The sequence below is a fragment of the Butyribacter sp. genome (assembly GCF_056818865.1).
Map to the genome: position 1 here is coordinate 90691 of NZ_DBLYGC010000006.1, position 24483 is coordinate 115173.

Sequence of the window (24483 nt, forward strand, 5' to 3'; positions counted from 1 at the left end):
CCCTATAATATTGTGTTTTATCTATTTAAGTGAAAGGTGGCTTTTTATGGCATTAAACAATAAATTAGGTATCATTGATTCAGCAGAACTTGCCAGACAGGAAGAAAAAATAAGCAAAAAGAAAGCGGCAATGATGTTTGAATCAGATTTCTTTGACGAATTGAAACCGGGCTCTTTTGAAGCATTGGTTTCTATTCATAAATATTTGTTTGAGGACATTTATGATTTTGCGGGAAAAATAAGGGATGTAAATCTTGCAAAAGGCAATTTTAGATTTGTTCCGATTATGTATCTGAATGAAGCATTAAGAAATATTGAAAAAATGCCTCAGAACAGTTTTGATGAAATAATTGAAAAGTATGTTGAGATGAATATAGCGCATCCGTTCAGGGAGGGAAATGGACGAAGCACCAGGATATGGCTGGATAATATATTAAAATCTGAGATTGGGCAGGTTGTTGACTGGAGTAAAGTTGACAAAGACGATTATCTTCTTGCGATGGAGAGAAGTCCTATAAAAGACATCGAAATAAAATATATATTAAAAAATGCACTTACGGATAAAATAAATGACAGAGATGTTTATATGAAAGGAATAGATAACAGCTACTATTATGAGGGTTATGTGACATATAAAACAGAAAATGTTTTAGAATAAATTAAAAAAATGGAGGACAACATGAAAGTACTATCGAAGTATATAAAGGACTACCAAAAAGAGTGTGTGCTTGGTCCTTTATTCAAACTGTTAGAGGCTTGTTTTGATCTTACGGTACCAATTGTCATGGCAAAGATAATAGATGATGGAATTGCAAAAAATGATTCACATTTTATTCTTGTATATGGTGGGATTCTTGTGATTTTAGCTGCTGTTGGACTTTTAAGTTCTATTACGGCACAGTATTTTGCGGCAAAAGCTGCTGTTGGCTTTGCAACAAACTTGAGACACGGACTTTTTAAACATATCGAGTCACTTTCTTTTACGGAGATGGATACGGTTGGTATCTCAACGCTGATTACAAGAATGACAAGTGACATAAATCAGATGCAGTCAGGTGTCAATCTGGCGTTAAGACTGTTTTTACGCTCGCCGTTTATTGTATTTGGGGCGGCGGTTATGGCATTTACGGTTGATGTGAAGGCGGCTATAGTATTTGCTGTCGTTATTCCGCTTCTTGCAATTGTTGTTCTTGGAATAATGGTTATAAGCATGCCGCTTTACAGAAAAGTTCAGGCATGTCTTGACAAGATTCTTGGAAGAACAAGACAGAATCTTACAGGTGTGCGTGTAATAAGAGCTTTTGATAAGGAAGAAGCAGAAAAGGTTGATTTTAATAATGAAAATCAGACACTTACAAATATGCAGCTTCTTGTCGGAAAAATAGCGGCGCTCACAAATCCGATGACATATGTTCTTTTGAATGCAGCTCTTGTAGTGCTTCTCTATGTTGGAGCTATAAGGGTCGATGGCGGCAGGCTTACACAGGGAATGGTTATAGCACTTGTAAATTATATGTCGCAGATTCTTGTTGAGCTTATAAAACTTGCGAACACTATTGTAGTTTCGACAAAGGCTGTTGCATGCGGAAAGCGTATCCAGAGTGTATTTGAGATGAAGCCATCTATCACGGATGATGCACAGACGGGCGAAATTGAAGATGGACTCAGAGATGCAGAGAATGTTCAGACAGGAGAAACTGGAAATAGTCTAAAAGATACAGAGAATGCACCGGTAAGTGAGCATGAAAATGATTTCCAAGGTGCAGAGGTTGTCTTTGACAATGTAGATTTGACATATAAAGAAGCAGGTGACAAATCACTTTCAAATATATCATTTACGGCACCGGCAGGTGCTACAATCGGTATCATTGGAGGAACAGGTTCAGGAAAATCTTCGCTTGTAAATCTTATACCGAGATTTTATGACGCAACTTCTGGAAGTGTAAATATTGACGGAAAGAATGTAAAAGATTACAAAGTGAGAGAGGTAAGAAATCTTGTCGGAATAGTAATGCAGAAAGCTGTATTGTTTAAGGGAAGCATAAGAGACAATATGAAGTGGGGCAACGACCAGGCATCTGATGAAGAGATAAATTTTGCTCTTGAAAATGCACAGGCAGCAGAAGTAGTTGCAGGCAAAGAAGGTGGTCTTGACTATATGCTTGAGCAGAATGGACGAAATCTTTCAGGAGGTCAGAAACAGAGATTTACGATTGCAAGGGCATTGGTAAGAAAGCCGAAGGTTCTTATATTGGATGACAGTGCATCTGCACTTGATTTTGCAACTGACGCAAAACTTAGAAAATCCCTTAAACAGCTCGGATATAGGCCGACAACATTTATTGTATCTCAGAGAACATCATCAATTCAGCATGCGGATATGATACTTGTACTGGATGATGGAAAGATAGTCGGCAAGGGAACGCATGATGAACTTTTAAAAACGTGTGAAGTCTATAATGAAATATATATGTCACAGTTTAAGGATAAGAAAGCAGAAGGGGAGGTGACAGCATAATGGAAAAGAAAAGGACACAGTGGGAAACAATAAAACGTGTATTAAAATATACAAAAAAGTATAATATGTATATAGCTTTTTCGCTTATATTGGCAGCAGTTACCGTTGTACTTACGCTTTATCTTCCAATACTTACAGGTGATGCGGTTGACCTGATGCTTGGAAAAAGTTCTGTCAAATTTGCAGGTCTTATGGTTATCTTAAAAAAGATGATTGTAATAATAGCGTTTACCGCACTTGCACAGTGGCTTATGAATATCTGCAATAATAAAATTACTTACAATGTCGTAAGGGATATTAGAAAAGATGCATTTGAGAAAATACAGATACTTCCGTTAAAATATATAGACGGACATCCGTCGGGTGATGTGGTGAGCAGGGTAATTGCCGATGCCGACCAGTTCGCAGATGGACTTTTAATGGGATTTACACAGGCTTTTACAGGAGTACTTACGATACTTGGTACACTCGTATTTATGTTAAGTCTCAATGTCTGTATAACACTTGTTGTTGTAATAGTGACACCGTTATCGTTTTTTGTGGCAAGCTTCATTGCTAAAAGGACATATACAATGTTTAAGCTGCAGTCAGCGACAAGGGGTGAACAGACGGCACTTATTGATGAAATGGTTGGAAACCAGAAAGTTGTCCAGGCATACGGACACGAAAAAGAGGCACTTGAAAAATTTGATGATATAAATAAGAGACTTCAGAAATATTCGCTTCAGGCAACATTCTTTTCTTCAATAACAAATCCTGCGACAAGATTTGTAAACAATATCGTATATGCCGGAGTAGGAGTAACAGGAGCGTTTTTTGCATTGAACGGATACCTTTCAGTTGGAATGCTTTCATGCTTTTTAGGTTATGCAAATCAGTATACGAAACCGTTCAATGAGATTTCGGGCGTTGTAACAGAACTTCAGAATGCCATTGCATGTGCGGCGAGAGTTCTTGAACTTATTGATGAAGAACCGCAGATACCGGAAGACAGTGACGCCGTGGAACTCTCAGACGTAAAAGGAGAAGTGGAACTTTCAAGCGTGTATTTCTCATATGTTGAGGAAAAGAAACTTATCACAGACTTTAATCTTAATGTAAAACCGGGACAGAGAGTTGCGATAGTAGGCCCTACAGGATGCGGAAAGACAACACTTATCAATCTTTTGATGAGATTTTATGATGTAAATCAGGGAAGTATAAAAGTAGACGGAACAGACATAAGACATCTTACAAGAGCGAGTCTTAGAAAAAATATAGGAATGGTGCTTCAGGAGACATGGCTTAAAGACGGTACAATATTTGAAAATATTGTTATGGGAAAACCTGATGCAACAAAAGAGGAAGTGATAGAGGCGGCAAAGGCAACGCATGCGCACAGTTTTATTAAGAGACTTCCAAACGGATATGATACTGTAATAAAAGAAGACAGAGATACTTTGTCACAGGGTCAGAAACAGCTTCTTTGTATAACAAGAGTAATGCTTTTGAAACCGCCTATGCTTATACTTGACGAGGCAACATCTTCTATAGATACCAGAACTGAGATAAAAATTCAGAATGCATTCGGAAAGCTTATGGAGGGAAGAACAAGCTTCATAGTTGCACACAGGCTTTCAACAATACAGAATGCGGATATTATCCTTGTTATGAAAGATGGAAATATAATAGAGCAGGGAAATCATGATGAACTGCTTGAGAGAAAGGGATTTTATTATAATCTTTATAATAGTCAATTTGCGTAAAGGAGTAATAAATAATGAGTAACAAAATAGGAAAAGATAAAAAGGTTCTTGTTCTTGATTTAGACGGAACGTTAACAAATTCGCAGAAGGAAATTACGGATAAGACGCTGGAGGCTGTTTTCAGGATGCAGGAACATGGACATAAGGTTGTGATTGCGACGGGAAGACCGACGCCAGGGGCTCTGCCTATTGCAAAGAAGCTTAAACTTGAAAAATTTGGCGGCTTTATTGCGTCATTTAATGGGGGGCAGATTACCGATTGTGGCAGTGGAGAGGTGATTTATCAGCAGACACTTCCAAAAGATATTGTTCCTGAACTTTTTAAATTGGCGGAGGAATTAAATATCGGCTTTATTTCCTATGATAAAACAGGAATAATAGCGGCGGACAGACCTGACAAGTATATCGACCTTGAGGCAAGGATAAACCATCTGCCTGTTTCATATAAAAAGAATATTGCAGAGTATATAGATTTTCCACTTAACAAGTGTCTGGGTACGGCAGAACCGGAAGTTGCTCCTGAGAAAGAGCAGGCATTTATAGAAAAATTTGGCGACAGGATAAATGTTTCGCGTTCGGAGCCGTTTTTTATTGAGATTACACCAAATGGAATTGACAAGGCGGCTTCTTTAGAACATCTTTGTGAAATTATTGGCAGTTCAAGAGAAAATATGATAGCCTGTGGTGACGGATTTAATGACATATCAATGATAAAATATGCAGGTGTCGGTGTTGCAATGGCGAATGCGCAGGAAGAGGTAAAAGCGGCTGCGGATTATATAACTGTTTCTAATGACGAGGATGGTGTCGCAAAGGTTATATATGAGATGATTTTAAAAGAAGATTTGTAACAGAACAAAAAGTTATAGCGGATTATCCAAAAATTCATGGCAGTGCAGGCGTATTGTTTTAAAATATAAAAAACTAAAAATATTTTAAGTGAATATCTTTCATCAATAAAATGAAAAAAATTGAATGGAAGGTATTTACTTTTTTTTTTATGGGGTTATAATGGTACTTGCAGTTGAGAAAAAAACATTATTAAGGTGAAACAAATTCATCTAAAGAAAAAATGGAGGATTAACATGAATAACGGAATCGAAATAAGATGGCATGGTCGTGGTGGTCAGGGAGCAAAGACAGCAGCTTTACTTCTTGCAGATGTTGCATTTAAGACAGGACAGTATGTTCAGGGATTTCCTGAGTATGGTCCTGAGCGTATGGGAGCACCTATTACAGCCTACAATCGAATTAGTGAAGATAAAATCCGTATTCATTCAAATATATACACACCGGATTATGTGGTTGTTGTTGATGAGACACTTCTTGATTCTGTAGATGTCACAGCAGGTCTTAAAAAAGACGGTGCAATTGTTATCAATACACCAAAGTCAAGAGATGAAATTAAAGATAAACTCAAGGGATATGAGGGAAGAGTTTATACTGTAGATGCCAGACATATCTCAGTAAAGACACTTGGAAAGAATTTTCCTAACTCACCAATGCTTGCAGCAGTTGTAGCAGTAAGCAATGTTATGCCAAGAGATACATTTATCAGAGAAATGAGAGCTTCATATCAGCATAAATTTGCTAAGAAACCGGAAGTTATTGACGGTAATATGGAAGCACTTGAAATGACATTCGATACACTTGCAGAAGATATTGATAAAGACATGAGCATGAGTGCATAGTGTAAAAAAAATGATGCAAGGGTCAAAAGCAGATAGCAATAGAGCAATCTGTGACCACAATATCAAAAATAATGTTAGATTAGATTAAAAGCTGACAAGAAATAAATGCCAAAAATAAGTTGTCCTAAGCCACGTGAGGTGGCGCTTGAAAAACAGTAGCCAAACTGATTTTTCGTACGGTGCTCTGCATTAAAAGTGCAGGGCACAACTTTTCAAAAGGCATAATTATTTCATTATTATATATAAAATGATTGGAGAAAAAAATGAGAACCGATATAACAAAGATAAATGAGACAACTCCTGTCGATGAGCTGACAGAAGGTCTTATGGTATTTGCCGGAGGAACTTCTAAGCTTTTTAATACCGGAGAGTGGAGAACAAATACACCTATATTTAAGGAAGATTTATGTAAACAGTGCTTACTCTGTGCACCTGTCTGTCCGGATGTAAGTATTCCGGTAGTTGACGGAAAAAGACTTGACTTTGATTATGACCATTGCAAGGGCTGTGGAATTTGTGTAAAAGTCTGTCCGTTTGGAGCAATTGAGATGAAGGAGGGAGTGGAATAATGGCTATTAAAGAACGTATGTCAGGAAACGAGGCAGTATCATATGCTATTCGTCAGGTAAACCCGGATGTTATGCCGGCATTTCCGATTACACCTTCAACAGAAATACCACAGATGGTATCTACATATATTGCAAACGGAGAGATGGATACAGAGTTTATTCCTGTAGAGAGTGAACATTCATCAATGAGTGCGGCAATAGGAGCAGAGGCAGCAGGAGCAAGAAGTCTTACTGCAACATCATCAGCAGGACTTGCACTTATGTGGGAAGAACTTCTTCTTGCGGCATCAAATAGACTTCCGCTTGCACTTACACTTGTAAACCGTACACTTTCAGGTCCTATAAATATTAACTGTGACCATTCAGACGGTATGGGTGCAAGAGATACAGGATGGATTCAGATATATGCAGAAAACAATCAGGAAGCATACGACAATTTTATTCAGGCATATCCTATTGCAGAAGATAAAAGGGTACATCTGCCTATAATGATTTGTCAGGATGGTTTTATCACAAGCCATGCAGTTGAAAATATTGAACTGATGGAAGACAAACTTGTAAAAGAGTTTGTTGGAGAATATGAGCCTGAGGAATTTCTTTTAAATCCGGGTAAGCCTATAGCAGTAGGTCCTTATTCAGTGACAAATTATGCTATGGAAGCAAAGAAAAATCAGGAGACAGCATTGGAGAATGCAAAAGAAGTTATTCTCGAGGTCGCAAAGAAATTCAAAGAAATTTCAGGCAGAGAGTATGGTCTTTTTGAAGAATATAAAACAGAAGATGCCGATTATATTATGCTTATAATGGGTTCCGCAGCAGGAACAGCAAAAGAGGCAGTTGACCATCTTCGTGAGCAGGGAAAGAAAGTCGGAGTATTAAAACTCAGAGTATTCCGTCCGTTCCCGGCAGAAGAGATTGCCGAGGTACTTAAAGGATGTAAGGCAGTAGCAATTATGGACCGCTGTGAAAGTTACAACGGAAACGGTGGACCTCTTGGAAGTGAAGTAACAGCAGGACTTTACAGAAGTAAGGTAATGATTGAAGCCGTAAATTATATTTATGGTCTTGCAGGAAGGGATTTCACGGTAAATGAAGTATATGATATATTTGCAGAACTTGAAGAAGCAGTAGAGAACGGAAAGAAAGTAGAGCAGTATCAATATATCGGATTACGCAAATAATAGGAGGCCATAATGAGCGATTACAGTTTAAAAACAATGATGAATAAACCAGAGCGTCTTGCACCGGGACATCGTATGTGTGCAGGATGTGGTGCGACAATAGCAGTTCGTGCCGTACTTCGTGGACTTCATGAAGGAGATCATGCAGTTATAGGAAATGCAACAGGATGTCTTGAGGTATCTTCATTCATGTATCCATATACGGCATGGGAAGACAGTTATATACACAATGCGTTTGAAAATGCAGGAGCAACACTCAGCGGTGTTGAGACAGCGTACAAGGCACTCAAAAAGAGAGGAAAACTTCCTAAGGACGAAACATTTAAATTTATCACATTTGGCGGTGACGGCGGAACATATGATATTGGATTCCAGTCACTCTCCGGAGCAATGGAGAGAGGACACGATATGGTATATGTATGTTACGATAACGGTGCATATATGAACACAGGTATCCAGCGTTCGTCAGCAACACCAATGTATGCAGATACAACAACAACACCTGTAGGAAAGCAGTCAAACGGTAAAATGCAGAATCGTAAAGATCTGGCAAGCATTATCGCAGACCATGATGTTCCGTATGTTGCACAGACAACATTATTACAGGATTTTAAAGATATTCACAGAAAAGCGGAAAAAGCAATCTATACGGAGGGAGCAAGTTTCCTCAATATCATGACACCATGTCCAAGAGGATGGAGATATGATGCATCAGAGATAATGAAAATCTGTAAACTTGCCGTAGAAACATGCTATTGGCCACTCTTTGAAGTAGACCACGGCAAGTGGATACTTTCGTATGAACCAAAGAAAAAACTTCCTATAGAAGACTTCTTGAGAGAGCAGGGAAGATTTAAACATCTTTTCAAAAAAGGAAATGAAGATTTGATAGCCCAGTTCCAGGCAGAGGTAGACAGGAGATGGGAAGACCTTCAATATAAGTGTGCAAGATAGTATGAAAAAATAAAAGCAGGTTTTTATACGATGGCTGCATTTTGTAGTATGGTAAGGCGTTAAATTAAATATATAAATCATGGCAGGAGTATGTTGAAATGGTGACATACTCCTGTCTGTGTTTTAAAGAGTAGTGTAAAGTGGTTATGGAATTGGGGCAAAATACCTTTTGACCCAACCTTTATGAAATGTTAAAATATGACTAGATTTTATGTGTTAATATAATGTGTAAAAGCATAGAAATTTTTGTCTTATATAAAACATTAACTTTGTATGTTGTGGGAATTTATATATAGGGATTTATGGAGGAATAAATGATGGGAAAAAATTTAAAACTGCCGGTTGGAGTGGATGATTTTAAAAAAATAAGACATGATAAGTTTTACTATATTGATAAGACAAAATTGTTGGAGCAGCTTCTTGACAGTTGGGGAGAAGTAAATCTTTTCACCAGACCAAGACGATTTGGAAAAACTTTAAATATGAGTATGCTGCGTTATTTTTTTGAAATTGGAACGGATGAATCATTATTTGACGGACTATATATAAAAAAGAATAAAAAGATTTGCGAAGAATATATGGGAAAATTTCCGGTTATATTTATTTCACTTAAAAATGTTGAGGGGATTACATTTGAAACAGCATTATATAGATTTGTTGAAATTATTGGCAGGGAAGCGGAAAGATTTTATTTCTTAGAAGACAGTGATAAATTAACTGTCAATGAAAAGGAAAGATATAAGGCACTTATTCGTTTAGATAATGGCAGATATTCAATGGATACAGATATTCTTGCGTCATCATTAAAAACGTTATCTGAATTTCTTTACAAACATTATGGCAAAAAGACTATAATAATTATAGATGAATATGATGTGCCCTTAGATAAGGCTTTTCAAAATGGCTATTATATGGAAATGGTATCACTTATACGAGCGGTGTTTGGTGATGCGCTTAAAACTAACGATTTTTTGAAATTTGCTGTTTTGACAGGATGTCTACGTGTTTCAAAAGAAAGTATTTTTACTGGACTAAATAATTTTAAAGTGCTTTCAATTACTGATACGCGTTTTGATGAGCAGTTTGGTTTTACTGATGCGGAAGTACAAAAGCTTTTAAAATCATATGGCATGGAAGAACATATGTCAGAGACAAAAGAGTGGTATGATGGATATCATTTTGGGGATGTTGATGTGTATTGCCCGTGGGATGTTATAAATCATGTGGACAGACTTTGTGGGGAGCCAAATGCAAAACCGCAGTCATATTGGATAAATACAAGTGGAAACGGACTTGTCAAACGATTTATTGATAAAGCAAATAAAACGACAAGGGATGAAATTGAGCGTCTGGTTTCAGGGGAAACAATTGAGAAATCGATTAGTCTTGAATTAACATATGATGAGATAGATAATAGTATCGACAATTTGTGGAGCGTATTATTTACAACCGGATATTTGACACAGTCAGGAATGACTGAAAGAGGTGAATATAAACTTGTCATACCAAATAAGGAAGTAAGAGAGGTTTACAAACTCCAGATACAGGAATGGTTTAAGAAAACAGTGATGAGCAACACAGAGCAGTTAAAAAAGTTTTGGAAAGCATTTGATACGGGTGATACAAAGGCGGTTGAGAATTATCTGAACAAAACACTTAGCAATTCCATCAGTGTTTTTGACACAAAAGCAAGGGACGAGGAAAAGGAAAGTTCTTACCATACATTTTTGGTAGGACTTTTGGCGGGAAACTCCGACTGGCTTGTAAAATCAAATGTTGAAGCCGGGGATGGCTTTGCGGACATTATAGTTGAGACAGAGGACATTGATGCAGGTATTATTGTTGAACTTAAGCATGCAAAAACATTTTCAGGTATGGATAAAGCTTGTGAAAAAGCAATCGCTCAGATTAGAGATAGAAGATATGATGAGTATTTGAAAAATGACGATAGACATGACATTATGATTTACGGAATTAGTTTTTGTAAGAAAAAGTGCAAAGTAGTTGTGGGGGAAATTTAATGGAGGTGTGCAGATGCCAAAAGTTATAGGAATCGGAAAACAAAGGTATGACAGGATAATAGAAAACAATTTATTTTATATAGACAAAACAATGTTTATAAAAGAATGGTGGGAAAATCAGGATGATGTAACACTGATAACAAGACCGCGCCGATTTGGTAAGACGCTAAACATGGATATGCTTAAATGTTTTTTTTCAAATGAGTACAAGGACAGGGGAGACTTGTTTGAAGGATTAGACATTTGGAAGGAAGAAAAATATCGTGAAATTCAGGGAACATATCCGGTTATATTTCTGAGTTTTGCTAAGATAAAACAGAATACGTATAAAGATGCCATAGCAGGAATTAAGAGAATTATATGCGATGAAATTCAAAAATATATTTTTCTCAAAGATTGGGATGGCTTAGCGGATGCAGAAAAAAATAATCTTAAAAACATAACATATGGCATGGATGATGTAACTGCACAGGAGGCAATAGCAAGTCTGTCAAATTATCTTAGCAGATATTATGGAAAAAATGTTATTATTCTTCTTGACGAATATGACACACCGATGCAGGAAGCATATGTAAACGGATATTTGGAGGAACTTGTTTCATTTACAAGAAGCTTTTTCAATGCGACATTTAAATCTAATTTGTATTTGGAGAGGGCAGTCATAACAGGTATAACGAGGGTATCTAAAGAAAGTATTTTTTCTGATTTAAATAATTTAAAAGTGATAACAGTTGAAAGTGATGAATATTCAGATACATTTGGTTTTTCAGAAGAGGAAGTCTTTTTGGCATTAGATGATTTTAATTTGTCGGATAAGAAACAAATAGTAAAAGAATGGTATGATGGTTTTACGTTTGGTAGTCAAAGAGACATTTATAATCCGTGGTCAATAATAAATTTCTTGGAAAATAAAAAAATAGATACCTATTGGGCAGATACGAGTTCAAATTCACTGATAAATCATTTGATAAAAAAATCAGTTCCGGAAATTAAGGAATTGATGGAATTATTGTTAAAAAGAGAAAGTATAGAAGTTACATTTGATGACCAGATAGTTTTTAATCAGCTTGATAAAAGTAAAAATGCAATATGGAGTCTTCTTGTAGCAAGTGGTTATCTTAAAATTGATGATATAGAATACAAAGGTTTGCTTTTAAAACCGTGGTATCATATTAGCATAACAAATCTGGAAACAGTAAGTATGTTTGCAAATATGTTTGCAGGATGGTTTGAAAATCCGGATGCTAGATATAATGATTTTATTAAATCACTTTTAAATAATGATTTAAAAGGAATGAATTATTATATGAACAAAGTAGCGTTGGCAACATTCAGTTATTTTGATACTGGAAAAAATCCATCAGAAACATTGGAACCGGAACGTTTTTATCATGGTTTTGTTTTAGGACTTATTGTGGAGCTGAGTGACAGATATGAAGTAAAATCAAATCGCGAAAGTGGTTTTGGCAGATATGATGTTATGATAATTCCATTGGATAAAAGCGAAAAAGCGATTGTATTGGAATTTAAGGTTCATGAGAATGACGAAGAAAAAACACTCGAAGAAACAGTGTCATCAGCATTAGCACAGATAGAGGAAAAGAAATATGACACGGAATTGATAAATGCAGGAGTAAAAAAAGAAAATATCAGGCATTATGGATTTGCATTTGAGGGCAAAAAGGTATTGATAGGTACTGATGAATAGAGTAAAGTGTCGGTAATTAAATGAGGAGGAGATAATATAAATGCCAAAAGTTATAGGAATCGGAAAACAAAGGTATGACAGGATAATAGAAAATGACGGTTTTTATATAGACAAAACAATGTTTATAAAAGAATGGTGGGAAAATCAGGATGATGTAACACTGATAACAAGACCACGCCGTTTTGGCAAAACGCTAAACATGGATATGCTTAAATGTTTTTTTTCAAATGAGTACAAGGACAGGGGAGATTTGTTTGAAGGATTAGACATTTGGAAGGAAGAAAAATATCGTGAAATTCAGGGAACATATCCTGTTATTTTTCTGAGCTTTGCAAAGATAAAACAGAATACGTATGAAGACGCCGTAGCAGGAATTAAGAGAATTATATGCGATGAAATCCAGAAATATATTTTTTTGAAAGATTGGGATGGATTAGCGGAGGAAGAAAAAACTAATCTTAAAAATATAACATATGGCATGGACGATGTGACTGCACAGGAGGCAATAGCAAGTCTGTCAAATTATCTTAGCAGATATTATGGAAAAAATGTTATTATTCTTCTTGACGAATATGATACACCGATGCAGGAAGCATATGTAAACGGATATTGGGAGGAACTTGTCTCATTTACAAGAAGCTTTTTTAATGCGACATTTAAGTCAAATATGTATCTTGAGAGAGCAATGATGACAGGAATAACGAGGGTGTCTAAAGAAAGTATGTTTTCAGACTTGAATAATCTGGTGGTCATTACTACAAGTTCAAAAGATTATGCTACAGCGTTTGGTTTTACGGAAGAAGAGGTTTTTCATGCACTTGATGAATATGGTTTATCTGATAAAAAGTGTGATGTAAAAGAATGGTATGATGGCTTTGTGTTTGGTGGAATAAAAGATATTTATAATCCATGGTCAATAATTAATTTCTTAAAATATAAGGAATTAAAAAATTATTGGGCAGACACAAGCTCAAATGACCTTATAAGTAAACTTATAAAAACAGGTTCAGCAGGCATAAAAGAAACAATGGAAAAGCTGATTGATGGCAAAACTATAGAAAAAAAGATAGACGAACAGATAATATATAACCAGCTTGAAAAAAATGAAAATTCGATATGGAGCCTGTTACTTGCAAGTGGGTATTTGAAAGCAGTATCAATAGATGTTTATATATCTGATGAAATAGTCGAAATATACAAGCTTGCAATTACAAACAATGAAACTAAGAGTATGTTCAGAGCAATGATAAAAGAGTGGTTTTCTGAAGTGTATTCAGAAAAAAAAGATTTTTTGAAAGCGTTAATATTGGGTGATGTTGATGCAATGAACCAATATATGAATGATATTGCATTAGAGACTTTCAGTAGTTTTGATGTAGCAGGGAGAGAGAACTCAAGAGTAAGACCTGAGAACTTTTACCATGGTTTTGTACTTGGGCTTATGGTTGAAAAAAGAGATGATTATATAATAAAATCAAATAAAGAAAGCGGTTTTGGAAGATACGATGTAATGATGATACCACGAAATGTAAAGACAGGTAATCTGCCGGCAATGATATTGGAGTTTAAAGTTATGAACAGTAATAAAGAAAAAACACTCGAAGAAACAGTGTCATCAGCATTAGCACAGATAGAGGAAAAGAAATATGACACGGAATTGATAAATGCAGGAGTAAAAAAAGAAAATATCCGGCATTATGGATTTGCATTTGAGGGCAAAAAGGTATTGATAGGGACAGATGAATAGGTAAGATAAAAATAAATAACGTGCACAGAAAAGAGGATAAAAATGAACAAGAGTAAAAGAAAGATAACAGCATTGCTTATTGCAGCATCGATGGCAGTAGGGTGTTCATCATATGCGGTGGACGGACATGCAAAGAAAGCATTGGCAGTAGAGATAAATGTAAACGTGGATAAAAAAAATCAGGCAAGGGTTTCATCCGGTTCGGTGATTGACAATCCGGATTTGGATAGTATCTCTTTATCCGTAAAACAAAGCGGTGACAAAAATATTGATTTGAAATGGGATGCATATGAAGACGCTGCTTACTATACGGTATTTTATGCGAAAGATAACAGTACGGAATATGAGAGTAAAGATGTATCAGAGACTCAGACGAACATGCAGGTAAACAGAGGTACAAAATACACATTTTGTGTTGCGGCGTTTGACAAAGACGGTCAGCCGATGGCAAAGACAAGCAAATTAAGCGTATGTATTCCGGAAAAAAACAGCATCAGATTTACAAGATTGAGCAGTAAAAAAGTAAAGTTAAACTGGAGCAAAGCTGTCGGTGCAGACAGGTACGTTGTATACAGGAAGATAAATAATGGCAAATACAGTGTTCTTTCAAAAACCGATAAATTAAGTTTTGTTGATAAGAGTGTTGCTAAAGGAAAAAAATATAAATATTATGTTAAGGCTGTCAGTACAAGTCCGGAAAATACATATACTACAAGTTCTGATGCAGGAAATTTCAGGATTGCGGATTTTGTTAATACAAGACATCAGAAATACAGTTTTAATGAAATGAGCAAAGATATTAAATTACTTAAAAACTCATATTCAAATTATGTGAATGTAAAAGTTATAGGAAAATCAAATGATAAAAGAAATATTTATGATGTAATTATTGGAAATCCAAATGCAAAGAAAACAATGGTAGTTATAAGTAATATTCATGCGAGAGAATATATGACGGCACAGCTTTGCATGGCTCAGATAGAGCATTATCTTAAAAATTATAACGGAAAAGTAAGCGGAGTAAATGTAAAAGGTGTTTTAAATAAAATGGCAATACATTATATTCCGATGGCAAATCCGGATGGTGTTACAATTTCACAATTTGGTATTTCAAAGATAAGAGATAAAAAACTCCGCAAGGCTTTATACAAAATGCCGGGAGCATCTCATACATCTACATGGAAAGCAAATGCAAGAGGTGTAGACCTTAACAGAAATTCTAATTCACATTTCAGAGCTAATTATGGTGGAAAAAGAGGAAGTGAAGGATTTTCGGGACCATCTGCTGCAAGTGAACCTGAGACAAAAGCAATATCTAAATTATTAAAAGAATTAAAGAAAACAAAAACATTAAAAGGTGTAGTAAATTATCATGCTATGGGTTCCATAGTATTTGGTTCAGGCGGAAAAGGAAATGTTAAGAAAAATACCCTTAAGATGTACAGACTTGCAAGGAGCATAACAGGATATACAAGCGGAGACAGCTATGGTTCAGGCAGCCCTAGTGTCGGCAGTATGAGAGATTATATAATGGAAAAAATCAAATCGCCTTCAATAACTTTAGAAATAGGTGTTATCGGCTGCCCACTTCCAACTTCGCAGTTTGCATCAATATGGGGAAAGAATCATGCGCTTGTATTGAGAGAAGCAAAGTTATTGTTATAAGAACTATAGTAAAAAAGACATGGTATGAAAGGAACAAAAATATGACACTACTAACTTATCAGGTGTTTAAGACAGTTGCAGACCACGGCAGTTTCAGAAAGGCTGCCGATATATTAGGCCTTACACCGTCAGCAATAAGTCACGCTATCTCATCGATGGAAAATGAATTGGGATTCAGTGTATTAAACAGAAGCAAAGCGGGCGTAACACTTACAAACTACGGAGAAAATCTGCTGCCTTATGTAAATGCTGTTTTAAACAGTGATGAAAGTTTATGGCAGGCTATTGCAGAGTTTAACGGATTAAAAAAAGGAAAAGTAAAAGTAGGCTGTTTTTCAAGTGTATGTACAAGCTGGTTACCTGATATTATGAATTCTTTTGAGAAGGAATATCCTGATATTACGATTGAAGTATTTCAGGGGACATATGATGATGTAACATATTGGCTCAAGAATGGTGTAGTAGATATAGGATTTTTGTCTATGTCAAGTGCGGGTGATATTCCGATAGAGCCGCTTTACAAAGACCCACTTGTATGTGTTGTGCCTAAGGGATTTTTTGCCAAAGACACAAATGAGATAATGCATATTGCAGAGCTTAGAAATCATCAGTTTGTAACGCAGAGGGAGTCAACGGATGCAGATATTCAAAATTTTTTAAAGGAAAATTCATTAAATGTGCAGTCGAATTATCATGTTGTGGATGACCTTTCAACCGTAGCACTTGTGTCGAATGGATTTGGAATTTGTATTATGCCGGAACTTGTTATGAGAGATATTCCGTATGAAGTTGACTATTATCAAATAGAACCTGATGCATACCGCATTATAGGGATTGCAACAATGAATCCGGGTTTTATGGCACCGGCAGTAAGAACAATGTATAACCATATTTTGAAGCAATATAAAAATATATAATGAAGCCTTAGGACAGCAGCTGTTTTGCCCAACGGATGTTATAGGGGGCAGAGGTATTGGTAAAAAATATGAAAATAGTGAAAAAAGGAAAAAGAGGGAAAATCGGATGAATAAATTAAAAAATGAATTAAAAAGAATTGACCATAAAGGGTATCCTGCTTATAAAGATTTAAAAGGAAGTTATGATTTTGTTAAGTATACATTAAATATAGAACATGTACAGGGAGACCCGTTTGCGTCACCGTCTGCTTTGAGTGTCAGAATTAAGGGAAAGACGGCAGATTTTCCGAAAAACTATTATGATGTTTATCACAGAAGAATTGCATTAGAAGATTTTATTTTAAGAAAATTCAGCAGGGAAGTTTCAAAAATCAGTTTTAAGGCAAAAGGTTCAGGAAAAAGTGGAATGGTATCGGCAAGCCAGCCGGGACAGGAGATAATGGAAAGAAGTGCGTGCCATGTTGATGAAAAGACAGGTGATGTTTTATTTAGATTTGTAGTAGGCTTTCCGGCAAGAGGACGTTCTATTGATGCGGGAGAACTGGAAAAAATATTGTTTGGGTTATTGCCAAAAGCAGTTGAGAACTCAGGAATATTTAAACTTTTTGCGGACAAAGAAAAGTTGAAAGACCAGATAGAACTTGTTGACGACCAGAGAGTCCTGAGAGAATTAACTAAAGAAAATAATCTTGCAGCGTTTGTAGCAGATGGTTCAATACTTCCAAGAGAAAGCGGCATTTCAGAGAAACCTATGAAGAATGCTGTTTTGTTTAAGTCACCGGAATCGATGAGTGTGACATTCGAACTTCCACATAAGGGAAAAATAACAGGAATGGGAATAAAAAAAGGAATTACGCTTATAGTGGGTGGTGGCTATCATGGCAAATCGACACTTCTTCAGACACTTGAGAAAGCGGTATATTCACATATTGTGGGAGATGGCAGAGAATATGTGGTAACTGATGAAACGGGAGTGAAACTTCGTGCCGAGGATGGAAGAAGTGTTGCGAATGAGGATATAAGTTTGTTTATAAGAAACCTGCCCAACGGCAAGGATACAGAAAAATTTTCAACACTTGATGCGAGCGGCTCAACCTCACAGGCTGCAAATACAATTGAAGCTTTAGAAGCAGGAAGTAAATTACTTCTTATAGATGAAGATACAAGTGCAACAAACTTTATGATACGTGATGAACTTATGGAGCGTGTCATATCGGCGGATGATGAGCCGATAGTGCCTTTTATAAAGAGAGCGGTTCCGCTTTATCGTGAGAAAGGTGTATCGACAATTCTTGTAGCAGGAAGTTGTGGAGCCTTTTTCCATGTTGCAGACACTGTAATCCAGATGGAAAAATACGTCCCTAAAGAAATTACTGAGAGAGCTAAAAAGATGGCAGCAGAATATCCGTTAAAAATAAAAGCTGATGATACAAAGATAAAAATTGATGAGAATAGGAGAGTAAAACTTCCAAAAGCGGATGACAGGACAAAAATCAAAGTCATGGGAACTGATGGGTTTTTGTATAATAAAACAAATGTAGACCTCAGGTATCTTGAACAGATAACGGATGCCGAACAGATGCTTGCTATTTCAAAAACACTTGAATATCTGATAAGAAAGTATGGGGGAAAAGAGATTTCGATAAAGACGCTTATCGATGATGTTCAAAATCTCATAGAAACAGAGGGAGTTTCTGCACTTACAAGCAGGGGAAGTGTTCCTAACATGAGCAAACCCCGCAGATTTGAGGTAGCAGGATGTCTGAACAGGTTTGTGAAGTAAATATTTATATGATGCAAGGCAAAATCCCAAATATAAAAAACAGCCACAGAGAATACGTTAAAATCGTGATAATCTGTGGCTGTTTCACATTTATTTGTTCCATCCGAGTTTGTTGCGTTCGAGTGGGCTTTTAATAAAATCAATTTTCCGGGCTTTAAAAAATCTTTTCAATTTTAGCTATATCCAGTTCGTTTTCAGGAGCAAACTCATCTGATGTAAGGTAAGTGACAAGTGATTTTACAAATTGTTTTACTTCTGTTCTTTCAGAAATTTCTCCGAGTTTTGAAGTACATACCATGAGTTTTCCATTTCCGGCTTTTCCTTCAAAAAGAATACCGAGTTTATGATTTCTTTCAAAGTTGTCAACCATCTGTACGATAGGTCTGTAATCTTTATCTGTCACATCATCGAGAATTGCACATCTGCTGTGTGATACAATCTGGTACCACTGAGGTGTTGCATATTTGTGTGTCGGGAAATCTTTTAAAGCAGGATGTTTTGTATCTATAAGAAGTCCCATTGTTCCGACAGCAACAGGCTTTTTCATCCATTCACAAATATCCCTGAACATTGGATAGCACCAGAAATCAGTGCAGTAAAAACCTTCAAGGCTTTCAGTGACTTCATTCGGCATAAATAATACTTTTTTGCCCTGATTTAGAAGTGATTTTGCACTTGAAAATACATTTGTTATAAATACCTGATTGTCACCTTCGCCAAGACTGGCTATATTTTCAAGTGAAATGACATCATCGTTTGCAGGATAACAGTAAAGCTCATATTTGTTTTTGTAAGCTGTACCATTGACAGTAAGTACAAGGTCATATATGACGGTTTTTGTGCTTTCAGGGAAAGTAAATGAGATACTTCCGAGTTCAGCGAGTTCTCTTGTGCCGTCAGGGATAACCACGTCACCTGATTTTACTACTGTAGTCTCACCGTTTACGGCAAATCCGGTTGCATCCGATGTATTTACGTCTCTTGCAATAAGCTCCCAGTGGAGTTTTTTATCAACAAGTTTTTCAGGATTGTAGTATCTGATAGCCATATCAGCCGTAAATTCTTCGCCTGACGTGTATACATACTTTTTAAACTGTGCTAAGAGTATGGCATCTGAGCAAAAACCTGCCCATTCCTCAGGTGTAACGTGCCCCTTGCTGTCCATGAAGGCATCGAGTATTCCGACAAGAGCTGTTCCCTGACCCGGAAAATCCTGAAGGTCAAGAATCTGATAACCGGCTACGAGATTACTTCTTGCAGCTGCTTCAAGTTCCTCCTTATAACACTGTACAGAAAGCATTCCACTTGTGTAGAAGAAGTCGTCAGCCTGATTGAGCATGCCCTTCTTTTCGAGATTGTCACGGAATACTTCAAAGTTACGTGCTTTAAGTACACCTTTGTATTTGTCTATCTCTCTAAAATTAGGATATACTGCATACTGGCCGATTTCATGTGTCACAACAGGAATATGTGGGATAAGCGGGCCGTCGGCACTTGCAGCTTTGACTTTTTTAACTCCGGTTCCGTATTGTATCTCTATCTCTTCGCCCTCGCCTGCAGCGTTTGCGTCGTTGGTGTCACTTGGAACAATATCTTCATCATAATTATGCATTGTGGATGGTTCGTCCCACTGAATATGTCCGAGAGGAGCATCACACATACCGTAAGAGCCGCGTATAAGTCTGTTCTTGCTGAAACGTACGCCTACAAAAAAGTCATCTTCCGGGAGCAGCACAGGAGTATGCTGGAAATTGTTTGACCCTTGGGTGTAGAGATGGCGGTCATCAATACACCGGTATCCGGTTATTATTTCTGCCATGCGTTCTTTACTTCCCCAAAGTTCGTTGCCGAGAGACATCATACAATATGAAGCGTGGTTTCCGAAAGTATCTAACATGCGGAATCCCTCTTCGATAAGATAATTCTGCTCTGTTTCGTTGTGATTTTCGTCACCGGGTGCAGTAAGAGTTCCCCAGAACGGAAGCTGTGGCTCCATATATATACCGAGAAGGTCAGCGGCAATAAATGCTGCTTCCGGCGGGCAGCAGGTATGGTAACGGTAATGGTTCATGCCGTATGACTTTGAAATCTTCATAACACGGATCCATTCGTCAACTGTAGCAGGGACAGCACCTGTCATAGGGAATACAAGTCCGTCGTGTTTTCCACGCAGAAATGTCGGCTCTCCGTTTATAAGGAATTTAGTCTCGGTAGTGGAAAATTTTCTAAGACCAAAAGTAGTGCTTGATTTTTCTTCTGTGCCGTTTATACCGATTTCAAGACGGTATACAACAGGGGTATATTCACTCCATAAAGCGGCATCGTCTCCGAGAAAATATTCAAATTCAGCATTGCCTGTTCCTGAGATAAAGGTTATATCAAATGATGCCGGTGGTGCAGATACACCTGTATCACCGTTTATGTCAGTAAGAAATGCATTGACATCTAAAGTAAACTTTTTATCTGTCTGTGTATTGTTGACTGTTTTTAAGACAACTTTTACTGATTTTTTATCTATATCAGGGTAGGTTTTAATATCTGCGATATATGAATCATCAAATATGCGGAGTGAAATATCACCGATTATTCCGTTCCAGTTTGTCTGTGTGTCCGGTGATGTGAGGTGACCGCCCTTTGTAGGATAATCCACGTTTGAGACAAGAACGGTTATTCTGAAATTCGTATTGCGGACAAAACGTGTAATATCATAATTATGTGGTGTTGTAAGACTGTCAAATTCACCTGCGAAAGTATCATCGATCCATATTTTAGTTAGTCTTGTCCTTTCGAGGAAAAGGAATATATTTTTTTCAAGGTCTTCTTTGTCTATATGTACATCTTTTGAGTACCATGCATAGCCTTCAAAAAGATATGGGTCGGTAAGAAAACCGGTTTCTTTTTTGTCATTGTATTTTCCTTTGTGGGCTATGGATGTAGTTCCGGGAAGATTAATTGTATCGTTTTTCTGCCTGTCAAAGAGTCTTCCCTCAATTCCCTTTTTGTCCGGGTCAAGTTCAAAGTTCCATAATCCGGATAAATCAATTCTTTTTATCATTTAAATCCTCCATTAAATTTTGATGACAACATTATAATATGTAGAAAAAATACAAGCAATGTAAAAAGCATACATAAAATACATAAAAAAATTTATATCAGCATTAAAAGAAGTAAAATCGGCTTTTTTCTTGCAAGCATATTTATAATGAGATATACTTTAAAGTATATGAGCAATAATGGAAAATACAAGATTACTGTCGAAAGCTGTATTCTTCTTATACTATTGATAATTACGAGTTGTATTTATACGGCAAAGCTTTCACAAAGCAGCGATGATATTAATGCTGATATAGGGAAAGAAAGTATTGTACAGGAAGAAAAGAAAAAGCAGGACAGTACAAAGAAAAATGCATTATTTAATGAGGCTGCTTACAAAGCAGAGGGATTTGGAAAATATACGATAGTTATAGATGCGGGTCACGGTGGAAGAGATGAGGGGGCGAGCTCAAATAATGGAAGGTTCAAAGAAAAAAACTGTAATCTTGCCATAGTTAAAAAGTTAAAGAGAATGCTTGACCAGACAGATATAAATGTCATATATACAAGACTTTATGACAGATATGTTACTAAAAAAAGGCGTGTTACCATTGCGAATGGGAAAAAGGCGGCTTTGTTTGTAAGTATACATTGCAATGCATCAGACAACATACATTCAAAGGCTTTTGGTATAGAGACGCTTTATGCCAAAAGAAAAGGTGACAGCAGATATATGACAAACCGCAGATTTTCATGCATTTTATTGGGCAGTGTATCAAAGTCAACCTCAAATAAGGCAAGAAAGATTATAAGAAGAGAAGATTTATTTGTGCTGCGTCATACATCTATGCCGGCGGTTATTGTTGAAACAGGATATATGTCGAGCAGAAAAGATATGAATTATATAAGTTCCGCAAAGGGACAGTATGAAATAGCAGATGGAGTTTACAGAGGAATATTAAGCTCACTTAAAGAGATTGACAGGAGGAAAAGAAAGGCATGACAAAAATTATAGTAGCAACAGGCAATCAGAATAAAATGAAAGAGATAAGAGAAATTATCAAACGTGATGATATAGAATTTGTATCGCTTAAAGATGAGGGGCTGCAGGACATAGAGATTGTTGAGGATGGCAAAACTTTTGAGGAAAATGCAGTTATAAAAGCAAAGACAATAGCAGACATTACAAAAAATATTGTGATTGCTGATGATTCGGGACTTGAGGTTGATTATCTTGACAAGGCACCCGGGGTTTATTCGGCAAGATATATGGGAGAGGATACACCGTACACAATCAAAAACAATCATATTATAGAATTGCTCAAAGATGCCAAAGGTGAAGAAAGAAGTGCGAGATTTGTGTGTGTCATAGCCTGTGTTATGCCTGACGGAGAGACATTTACAACAAGAGGAACTATCGAGGGACGCATCGGTTATGAGGAGAAAGGCGAAAACGGTTTTGGGTACGACCCTATTTTTTATCTGCCTGAAAGGGGATGCACAACCGCTGAACTTCCACCTGAACAGAAGAATGAGATAAGTCACAGGGGAAGAGCTCTTAAAGCAATGTATAAAAAATTGGAGGATGTTTTATAGATGTCTGTGAAAATACTTATCGTCAGTGATTCTCATGGAAACAACAGAAATCTTATACAGGCAGTAAAAAACATGAGGGGCACTATGGATATGATGATTCATCTGGGTGACATGGAATGCAGTCCCGATTCCATAAGAAGTCTCGTAGAGTGTCCTGTTGAGATGGTAAAAGGCAATTGCGATTACGGCAATGAACTTCAGGGAGCCAGGCTTATTGAGATAGGAGAACATAAAGCCTTCATAACACACGGAAACAGATATGGTGGTGAGCTTGGAATACCGACAATGAAAGACATAGCAAAAGAAAATGGCGCAGATATAGTTATGTTTGGTCATTCACATAAACCTGTAATAGATACAAAATCAAATATAGTTGTACTAAATCCGGGCAGTATTTCAAGACCAAGACAGGATGGGTTCAGACCTACTTATTTGGTTATGAATATAGAAGACGACGGAAGAACAGATTATGTGCTTGTGACATTGTAAAATTTTATATGCACTATGGAAAGAAAAAATGAAACTTACAGAAAAAGAATTTAACTGGATAGTATCATATATGCGTAACCGTTATGGTATTGAACTGGGGCATAAGCGTGTATTGATAGAGGGAAGACTGGAAAATCATCTGTTAAAAAACGGTTATGCAAGCTATGGTGAATTTATCAAAGAAATTGTTGATTCGCCGGATGGAACACAGGCAATGGATATGGTAAATATACTCACGACAAATCATACATTTTTTATGCGTGAATTTATGCACTTTGAGTATATGAATCGTTATGTACTGCCGTGGATACGGCAGACCAAAGCGGCAACCAAAGATGTGAGGGTATGGTCGGCAGCAGCTTCGACCGGTGAAGAACCGTACACTATAGCTATGGTTTTAAGAGATTATTTTGGCATGGAGCCCGGGTGGGACACTCAGCTTCTTGCGACAGATATTTCGATGGAAGTATTGAAAAAAGCGAGTGCTGGAATTTATCTTGAGGAACAGATTCAAAATCTGCCCGAAAGATGGAAAAGACAATATTTTAAAAGAATAGATGCAGAGCGTTTTAAAGTAAGCAACGAACTCAGAAAACAGATTGTATTTAAGAATTTTAACCTTATGGATAACATAACTTTTAAGGGAAAATTCCAGGTGGTTTTTCTGAGAAATGTTATGATATATTTTGAGGATGAGACAAAGAAATTTTTGTTGAGAAATATATATGACCATATGGAAAACGGGGGGTATTTGTTTATCGGAACCACGGAGAGTATAGACAAAGTAAAGTCGGGTTTCAGGTATGTACAGCCGTCTATATACAGGAAAGTTTAGAATGATGTTTACTAAGTTTAAAAATGAATGG

At 36.7% G+C, this 24483-nt stretch carries 19 protein-coding genes; 18 read left to right on the top strand and 1 reads right to left on the bottom strand.

All coding sequences use genetic code 11. The annotated features are described in order from the left end of the window. Positions 1 to 46: 46 nt before the first annotated feature. From fic to ACZLXV_RS04345, 14 genes are all read left to right on the top strand, one after another. Entirely contained in the window at positions 47 to 658 is a 612-nt protein-coding gene (gene fic / locus ACZLXV_RS04280) for a protein adenylyltransferase Fic (protein ID WP_482382597.1), read from the top strand. Positions 659 to 679: 21 nt separating this feature from the next. Further along, a complete protein-coding gene (locus ACZLXV_RS04285; RefSeq protein WP_482382598.1) occupies positions 680 to 2518 on the top strand; it encodes an ABC transporter ATP-binding protein in 1839 nt (612 codons plus the stop codon). Continuing rightward, a complete protein-coding gene (locus ACZLXV_RS04290) occupies positions 2518 to 4263 on the top strand; it encodes an ABC transporter ATP-binding protein (RefSeq protein WP_482382599.1) in 1746 nt (581 codons plus the stop codon). The genes ACZLXV_RS04285 and ACZLXV_RS04290 overlap by 1 nt, the downstream gene beginning before the upstream one ends. A 14-nt stretch (positions 4264 to 4277) precedes the next feature. Further along, a complete protein-coding gene (locus ACZLXV_RS04295; protein WP_022225503.1) occupies positions 4278 to 5114 on the top strand; it encodes a Cof-type HAD-IIB family hydrolase in 837 nt (278 codons plus the stop codon). 234 nt (positions 5115 to 5348) lie between these two features. Beyond that, entirely contained in the window at positions 5349 to 5954 is a 606-nt protein-coding gene (locus ACZLXV_RS04300) for a 2-oxoacid:acceptor oxidoreductase subunit gamma family protein (protein ID WP_022225504.1), read from the top strand. Between the two features lie 263 nt (positions 5955 to 6217). Then, positions 6218 to 6523 (top strand): 4Fe-4S binding protein, encoded by a 306-nt coding sequence (locus ACZLXV_RS04305; protein ID WP_482382600.1) that lies wholly within the window; start codon positions 6218 to 6220, stop codon positions 6521 to 6523. After that, the gene (gene porA, locus ACZLXV_RS04310) at positions 6523 to 7704 is read left to right on the top strand and encodes a pyruvate ferredoxin oxidoreductase (protein ID WP_482382601.1); all 1182 of its coding nucleotides are present in this window, start codon (positions 6523 to 6525) and stop codon (positions 7702 to 7704) included. The genes ACZLXV_RS04305 and porA overlap by 1 nt, the downstream gene beginning before the upstream one ends. A 12-nt stretch (positions 7705 to 7716) precedes the next feature. Continuing rightward, positions 7717 to 8658, top strand: a complete 942-nt coding sequence (locus ACZLXV_RS04315) for a thiamine pyrophosphate-dependent enzyme (protein ID WP_022225507.1) — start codon at positions 7717 to 7719, stop codon at positions 8656 to 8658. A gap of 317 nt (positions 8659 to 8975) precedes the next feature. Then, positions 8976 to 10679, top strand: a complete 1704-nt coding sequence (locus ACZLXV_RS04320; RefSeq protein ID WP_482382618.1) for an AAA family ATPase — start codon at positions 8976 to 8978, stop codon at positions 10677 to 10679. 13 nt (positions 10680 to 10692) lie between these two features. Beyond that, positions 10693 to 12387: an AAA family ATPase gene (locus ACZLXV_RS04325; protein WP_482382602.1), complete on the top strand. Its 1695-nt coding sequence runs from the start codon at positions 10693 to 10695 to the stop codon at positions 12385 to 12387. A gap of 40 nt (positions 12388 to 12427) precedes the next feature. After that, positions 12428 to 14134 (top strand): AAA family ATPase, encoded by a 1707-nt coding sequence (locus tag ACZLXV_RS04330; RefSeq protein WP_022225510.1) that lies wholly within the window; start codon positions 12428 to 12430, stop codon positions 14132 to 14134. A 42-nt stretch (positions 14135 to 14176) separates the two neighbouring features. Next, positions 14177 to 15799, top strand: coding sequence for a M14 family zinc carboxypeptidase (locus ACZLXV_RS04335; protein ID WP_482382603.1), 1623 nt, complete (start codon positions 14177 to 14179; stop codon positions 15797 to 15799). Between the two features lie 41 nt (positions 15800 to 15840). Next, positions 15841 to 16716: a LysR family transcriptional regulator gene (locus ACZLXV_RS04340; RefSeq protein ID WP_022225512.1), complete on the top strand. Its 876-nt coding sequence runs from the start codon at positions 15841 to 15843 to the stop codon at positions 16714 to 16716. 106 nt (positions 16717 to 16822) lie between these two features. Beyond that, positions 16823 to 18499, top strand: coding sequence for an ABC-ATPase domain-containing protein (locus ACZLXV_RS04345; protein WP_482382604.1), 1677 nt, complete (start codon positions 16823 to 16825; stop codon positions 18497 to 18499). A gap of 154 nt (positions 18500 to 18653) precedes the next feature. On the opposite strand, the gene ACZLXV_RS04350 is transcribed toward ACZLXV_RS04345, so the two are convergent. After that, the gene (locus ACZLXV_RS04350) at positions 18654 to 21554 is read right to left on the bottom strand and encodes a DUF8487 domain-containing protein (RefSeq protein ID WP_482382605.1); all 2901 of its coding nucleotides are present in this window, start codon (positions 21552 to 21554) and stop codon (positions 18654 to 18656) included. Positions 21555 to 21701: 147 nt separating this feature from the next. On the opposite strand from ACZLXV_RS04350, the gene ACZLXV_RS04355 reads away from it, so the two are divergent. From ACZLXV_RS04355 to ACZLXV_RS04370, 4 genes are read left to right on the top strand one after another with little or no spacing between them, the layout of a single operon-like run. Continuing rightward, positions 21702 to 22535: an N-acetylmuramoyl-L-alanine amidase family protein gene (locus ACZLXV_RS04355; RefSeq protein WP_482382606.1), complete on the top strand. Its 834-nt coding sequence runs from the start codon at positions 21702 to 21704 to the stop codon at positions 22533 to 22535. Further along, entirely contained in the window at positions 22532 to 23128 is a 597-nt protein-coding gene (locus tag ACZLXV_RS04360; protein WP_482382607.1) for an XTP/dITP diphosphatase, read from the top strand. The genes ACZLXV_RS04355 and ACZLXV_RS04360 overlap by 4 nt, the downstream gene beginning before the upstream one ends. Then, positions 23129 to 23617 (top strand): metallophosphoesterase, encoded by a 489-nt coding sequence (locus ACZLXV_RS04365; RefSeq protein ID WP_482382608.1) that lies wholly within the window; start codon positions 23129 to 23131, stop codon positions 23615 to 23617. A gap of 28 nt (positions 23618 to 23645) precedes the next feature. Continuing rightward, positions 23646 to 24452, top strand: a complete 807-nt coding sequence (locus ACZLXV_RS04370) for a CheR family methyltransferase (protein WP_482382609.1) — start codon at positions 23646 to 23648, stop codon at positions 24450 to 24452. Positions 24453 to 24483 lie beyond the last annotated feature (31 nt).